At 42.4% G+C, this 6000-nt stretch carries 6 protein-coding genes; 2 read left to right on the forward strand and 4 right to left on the reverse strand.

Annotated elements, in window-relative coordinates; all coding sequences use genetic code 11:
• Positions 1-259: 259 nt before the first annotated feature.
• From WA381_RS15600 to WA381_RS15615, 4 genes are all read right to left on the reverse strand, one after another.
• Positions 260-1420, reverse strand: a complete 1161-nt coding sequence (locus WA381_RS15600; RefSeq protein WP_156086432.1) for an IS30 family transposase — start codon at positions 1418-1420, stop codon at positions 260-262.
• Between the two features lie 256 nt (positions 1421-1676).
• Positions 1677-1919 (reverse strand): EF-hand domain-containing protein, encoded by a 243-nt coding sequence (locus tag WA381_RS15605; protein WP_012518428.1) that lies wholly within the window; start codon positions 1917-1919, stop codon positions 1677-1679.
• A gap of 58 nt (positions 1920-1977) precedes the next feature.
• Positions 1978-2973 (reverse strand): oxygen-dependent tRNA uridine(34) hydroxylase TrhO, encoded by a 996-nt coding sequence (gene trhO / locus WA381_RS15610; RefSeq protein WP_014949513.1) that lies wholly within the window; start codon positions 2971-2973, stop codon positions 1978-1980.
• A gap of 149 nt (positions 2974-3122) precedes the next feature.
• Positions 3123-3677, reverse strand: a complete 555-nt coding sequence (locus tag WA381_RS15615; protein WP_156086431.1) for a VC2046/SO_2500 family protein — start codon at positions 3675-3677, stop codon at positions 3123-3125.
• A 121-nt stretch (positions 3678-3798) separates the two neighbouring features.
• Between WA381_RS15615 and WA381_RS15620 the strand changes: the two genes are divergently transcribed.
• Both WA381_RS15620 and WA381_RS15625 read left to right on the forward strand, forming a co-directional pair.
• Positions 3799-5439, forward strand: coding sequence for a response regulator (locus WA381_RS15620; RefSeq protein WP_061485884.1), 1641 nt, complete (start codon positions 3799-3801; stop codon positions 5437-5439).
• Positions 5440-5458: 19 nt separating this feature from the next.
• The gene (locus tag WA381_RS15625; protein WP_156086430.1) at positions 5459-5947 is read left to right on the forward strand and encodes a hypothetical protein; all 489 of its coding nucleotides are present in this window, start codon (positions 5459-5461) and stop codon (positions 5945-5947) included.
• The last annotated feature ends 53 nt before the right edge of the window (positions 5948-6000 follow it).

Genomic DNA, 6000 nt, shown 5'->3' on the forward strand with positions numbered 1-6000 from the left:
CAATTAACTCTCTGAAAGCTTGACTCCGTTTAAAAGAAGAAAGCAGTTATTTGAGGGGAAGATTAAATGGTTATCAATTGTAATCTTATACAAACGCCTACTTCAGGCCTGCAGCGGAGGCATTGGAGCAATTCGAGGTTAACAAACAAAGTCAGTCGGACAGCCAACGCTGTCGCTGCTTTGGGCGTAGAACGTTCGCCCCTTGTCTACAACGGACAAGCGCGTTAGTAACCTTCAATATCCGCTTTACGCTGTGAGTTCAATCGATGGATGCAACACACTGGTTAAATCTCTGTGCTGGTGTTTCATAGTCTAGCGTCTTTCTGGGTCTTTCGTTAAGTTGTCTTGCGACGCTACTGAGCTTTTGCTGACTATGTACTGACAAGTCAGTGCTTTTGGGGAAATATTGTCTAAGTAGCCTATTAGTGTTTTCATTTGAACCCCGTTGCCACGGAGAGTGAGGATCACACAGATACACTTTGATGTCAGTCGCCAGTGTAAACTGTTTGTGGTCTTTGATTTCCCGACCTCTATCCCACGTGAGTGATTTATACAATTCGCTTGGTAGCTTTTGGGCTTGTTTAATTAGCGCAGCAATAACAGTAGATGACTTACTATCTTCCACTTTGGCTAGCATTACATAACGAGAGTGGCGTTCAACGAGCGTTGCAATATAGCTATTCTTTGAACCACATATTAAGTCTCCTTCCCAATGCCCAGGCACAGCTCTATCTTCAACGGAAGCTGGGCGCTCGCTGATTGACAAGGCATCTGGAATTTGGCCTAAGCCTCTGCCTTTTAGCGTTGACGTGCGAGACTTTCGGACGGCTCTCTTCGTTCTCAAGCATCGTTGCAACTCTTTCTTCAACGCCCCTCGCGTCTGAATGAAGAGTGTTTTATAGATGGTTTCGTGAGACACGTACATTTCCTGATTATCGGGATATTGTCGCTTTAACCAACCCGCAATTTGTTGTGGTGACCATGCTCTTTTAAGCTTAACAGCTATAAGTTTACACAACTCTGGGGATCCGATTAACTTACATGGCTTAGGCCTTAATGCTTCGTCCAATGCTCGTTGCTCTGCTTTTACGGCACGGTAGTGCTTCAACCCACCATTTCTTTTTATCTCACGACTTATTGTAGATGGCGCTCTAGACAAACGTCTGGCAATTTCTCGAATAGATTGTTTACTGACTAAGCATCGTGATATCTCTTCTCTTTCATCAAGCGAGAGGGACTGTGGATGTCTTTTTCGTTCTGGTGGCCGGTACCCACCCGTTTGATAGATGGTTGGCATAATAGAAGAGTGAAAGCGGTCAAACATTCTAGCGATGTCATGTAGCGAATCACCTTGCTTATATCTGTCCCAAATTAGCGCTTTTTGCTCAGGTGAGTAATAAATACGTTTTCTTTGTTTCATAGCAACGTTCCTCCTCAAGTAAGGATAGCGTTGCATTCACCAGTTGAACTCAAGGCTCGAAGCCGACATTGAAGGCTATTCAAAGGAAGCTATATCTCACTCCCAACACGAATGGCCAAACTCAACACATAAAAAAACGAGTGCTTAAAAGCACTCGTTTTCAATTGGCTCTTTTACGTGGCCTAGCCCTCGTTTCCACGCTTAGCCTAGCGTGTCGAAAAGCCTCAGTCGACGATAAGTGTTACTAAGTTTAAACTTAGTATTCCCACCATCCTTCTTGCCACCACTCCAAAAACTCTTCAAAGTCGATGTAACCGTCATCGTTACTATCGATAAGCTTAAAGCCTTCTTGTACGTGGCTAGCTTTCGTTTTTGGTGAAATAACGGTTAGAAGCTCGATGAACTCCGGCAAATCGATTTGGCCGTTGCCATCACGATCGAAAAAGCTGAAGTCCTTTCTAATTTCTTCAATTTTAGATTCTGAAAGTTGAGTGCTCACTCGCATTCCTTATTTCAACTGCAATAAGCACGAGTGTAACGCCCTTCTTTCTAGCTGTCTACGCCTGATTTTCTTTTGCTTTAAGTGCGCGTAAACGTTGAGCTTCTGCTTTTTCCTGACGCTTTTGTTCCATGGTCAAACGCGCTTCCGTTCCTACATGCTCTTGTTGACGCTCTTTTGCCAGCTGAACCTGTTTTTCACGTTCTCTAAAGCGAGCAATTTGATCGTCGGTATGGGTACCAAAGCAGTGTGGGCAGCTTACACCCGGCTCATACTTATCACTCTGCTTGTCTTCTTCAGTAATTGGAAGTCTGCACGCGTAGCACTGCTCATAATGGCTTTTCTCTAAGTCATGGTTAACTGCAACGCGATTATCAAATACAAAGCAATCGCCTTCCCACAATGACTCTTCTTTCGGTACATCTTCAAGGTACTGTAGAATACCGCCTTCTAAGTGATAAACCTCGTCAAACCCCTGCTCTTTCAAGTAAGCCGTCGATTTTTCACAGCGAATACCACCGGTGCAGAACATAGCCACTTTTTTATTTTTTGACGGGTCGAGCTCTTTCGCTACGTATTCAGGAAACTCACGAAACGTTTCGGTTTTAGGGTCGATAGCGTGTTTGAACGTACCAATTTCAATTTCATAACCGTTTCGCGTGTCAATAACCGTAACATCTGGGTCGCTAATAAGTGCGTTCCAGTCTTTAGGTTTTACGTAAGTACCAACGGTTTTGCGAGGGTCAATACCCTCAACGCCCATGGTCACAATTTCTTTTTTCAGTTTTACCTTGGTGCGATAGAACGGCTGTTCATCGTGAAGAGATTCTTTGCAAGAAATAGGGTTAATACGCTCGTCGCTGTTTAAATAAGCAAGTAATGCGTCGATACCTTCGCGGGTACCAGAAACCGTACCGTTTATCCCTTCGTGGGCAAGAAGAAGTGTACCTTTAATGCCATTAGCTTCCATTGTTTCGAGAAGCGGTTGGCGGATTTCTTTGAAGTTTTCAAGCGCAACAAATTTATACATTGCGCATACAATATATTTAGACATATTTTAACCTTTGCTGATTGGAGCGTAAGACCAGTGCAAAAATGCGGCGCGCAATATAACAAAAAGGAATGATAAAAACTAGGGCGGATACGAATTAGCGCTCCTACGTCAACCCAAACTTAGCACGCAACAACGAATTGAAATGACTGCTATGCAATATTCTCAAAAGATGTGAGGTGTGACGAATTTTCTTGTTGTGAATGGTATTCTTTATCTTGTGATGAAAGGATATCGTATAGCAGCGTATTATCTTCCTTCACGGTGTTAGCGTATTCCTTTTTCAACCGCTTTTGTGTTGCCAAACTACAATTATCTACTACATCGTCGGGTAGACGTTTAGCATCATCAGTTTGTGATAGTGGAGAGGGATTCATACTTAAATATAATCTTGCTGCTGCATAGTCTTGAGATACTAACTCAGACAAAACGCGCATTCTGCCCCATTCGCTTTCATTAGCAGCTAGCGATGGCCTTCTATAATAATTTAACGATGCAAGCTTGGATTCGATGCTGCTTTTATCATCAGATTCTGACGCTACCGCTTCAATTTCAAATGGCTCGGCAACACTATGTTGCTGCATAGCAAGATATAAAGAGAACAACGCTCCCTGCGCAGATGCTTTAGCAAGCACACCACTGCGCTCCCAGTATATACTGGGGTCAATAGGTATTTGCTCACGAGCTTCGACAGTTTCTAGCGACATTCTTATTTACAACTTCATATGTATACTTATGTTTTCGGCAAGATAATGTTTTTCTTAAGCTTATTATCTAAAATTAGATATACTCCTATAAAGTAATCGCGCGCTCATTCATGGATTTGAAATGCAATTTAGCAACAAACAAGTACTGATTGTTGAAGACCAACGCCCTTTCCTTCTTTTATTAAAGGGGCTGATGCATTCGATGGGCGCATCTGATGTAGTTACGAAGTCATCTGCTGAACAAGCGGTATCACTATGTAAAAAGCATAAGTTTGATATTGTCATTTGTGATCTACACCTGGGAGCTGACAACAAAAATGGCTATGAGCTCATTGAAGAGTTGCGCACTCGAAGGCTTATCAGTCCCACATCGGTGTTCATTCTGATAAGCGCAGATAGCGCTCGACCGATAGTGTTGGGTAGTATTGAACGTAGACCCGATGATTTTTTAATTAAGCCCTTTTCTCAAGTTCAGCTGAAGTCTCGTATTGTTCGTGCGTGGCAAAAAAGACAGTTTCTCCAGCAAGCGTTTAGTCTCGTTGAACAGGGTGAAATAAACAGTGCGATCGACCATATCGAAGCGTTACTTGACGCCCCTTCCCACTATAAAGGTCACTGTGAACAGCTATTAGTCGAGCTATACTGGCGTATAAAGCAACCCGATAAAGCGCTAGATGTGTTACGTGACTACATTGACGGAAAACCCGTGCTGTGGGCACAAATAGCTATTGGAAAAACTTACTTGCTTTTAAAGGAATATGAGAAAGCGATTTCAATTGCCAAGAGAACGCTAAAGCGTAACCGGTTCAATGCAGACGCCCACGATATTCTTGCGCAAGCACACCAAGCCACCACAGCTGGCGACAAAGCACTTGATGCAATAAAAGAAGCAATAAAACTGTCACCCTACTCCTTACCCAGGCATTTCAAAGCCTGTGAAATAGGTCGGCAAAATGACGATTTAGTGCTGGCAGCGAGTTCAAGCCAAGCGATCTGGGATTTATCGAAACGAACCGTTCACAAAACAAGTTTACACTGGTGCGGTATTATCCGAAGCCTTTTAGATGTCGCAGAGTTTGCAGACGACAAGCGCCAGCGCAATAAGTATCAGCAAGAAGCATTACTAACTCTGCAAAGAGGAAAGTTTGATGAACATCTTCAAAAAATGGACAGAGATTTTGACGTAGATATATTTGGTACAATCGTCAACGCTAGAATTAGCGCTATAGACGGCAAACTGATTGATGCCAAACGCCACTTAACAACGTCACAAACACTGCTTGACGATAAGTACACGGAAGTTCCTACCGCGTTTATTCCTGACAGTATTAACGTTATGTATAAACTGGGTGAGTTTGATGATGCGCTACAGTTGAATGCACTTTTAACTTCAAGACAGGATGAGCTCGACCAAAACAGTCTAAACATGCTGGATGCGCAAGCCCTCAATGCTCAGAAAAACTTAGCCAGTTATCAACAGTTCAACCGCGAAGGCATTCAACACTATCAGCAGCAAGATTACGAACGTGCTAAAGCTTCATTTGCCCTTGCTCAAGGCTTTGCTCCTGTAAATACAGGGGTTGCGCTTAATCTATTACAATGTCTTCTACAAATTGCAATCAAAGAAGATAAAGCCGAAATGAAACTCATTAATGAGTGTAAGCGGTTGTTTAAATTGATTGACGATATGTCACTTAAGGCGCCGTACAAAGAAAAATACACCAACCTTAGAGATGAACTCTCTAAATATATTGGCTTTTGAATTAGAAAACTGGTGAGCTATGAGATTGTTAGTTTTTTTACTGATGGCAATTTTAATCAACGAGGTTAGCGCCGATGAACAGGCGCTAAGTCAGAACGAGTCTTTTATACTAGCCGATGCTGGTATTCACAGAATGACATTTGAAGAGCTAAACAGTGGTGAAATATTTGTTATTCGCGGATTAAAAGTACCTAGCACACAGCAATTCGAGGGTAGTCAAGCTAACGAGAAACACCTCCCAAAACTCGTCAAAGTTAAAACTGGCAAATACTATCTAAAATCGATAACTCCAGCTTTTTCGAACATTGGGGTAAGACGTTTTAAAAAACCTGAATGCGATGGCTGCTTTTTCTCGCTTCAACCAAGCGCGGTTTCTTATCTGGGTAGGTGGAATATTGATTTAGAATACAAATCAAGGAATAAGGTAGAGTGGCATATACAGAGGCAGTATTCCTACGAGAACCTTAAAACATTAAAACAAAAAGAGACTGTAACTAATTTTGTGTAACTGCCTATCTCAATTTACTCTATAGAGAGTTAAGGATAGGCAGATGAACATGA

The organism is Alteromonas sp. CH_MED4-4 (assembly GCF_037029575.1).
GTDB lineage: Bacteria > Pseudomonadota > Gammaproteobacteria > Enterobacterales > Alteromonadaceae > Alteromonas > Alteromonas macleodii.

What these genes read in the sequence shown, in the direction of transcription:
- WA381_RS15625 (WP_156086430.1), top strand. Translation starts at nt 5,459, where the DNA reads ATGAGATTGTTAGTTTTTTTACTGATGGCAATTTTAATCAACGAGGTT.
- WA381_RS15600 (WP_156086432.1), bottom strand. Translation starts at nt 1,420, where the DNA reads ATGAAACAAAGAAAACGTATTTATTACTCACCTGAGCAAAAAGCGCTA.
- WA381_RS15620 (WP_061485884.1), top strand. Translation starts at nt 3,799, where the DNA reads ATGCAATTTAGCAACAAACAAGTACTGATTGTTGAAGACCAACGCCCT.
- WA381_RS15615 (WP_156086431.1), bottom strand. Translation starts at nt 3,677, where the DNA reads ATGTCGCTAGAAACTGTCGAAGCTCGTGAGCAAATACCTATTGACCCC.
- trhO (WP_014949513.1), bottom strand. Translation starts at nt 2,973, where the DNA reads ATGTCTAAATATATTGTATGCGCAATGTATAAATTTGTTGCGCTTGAA.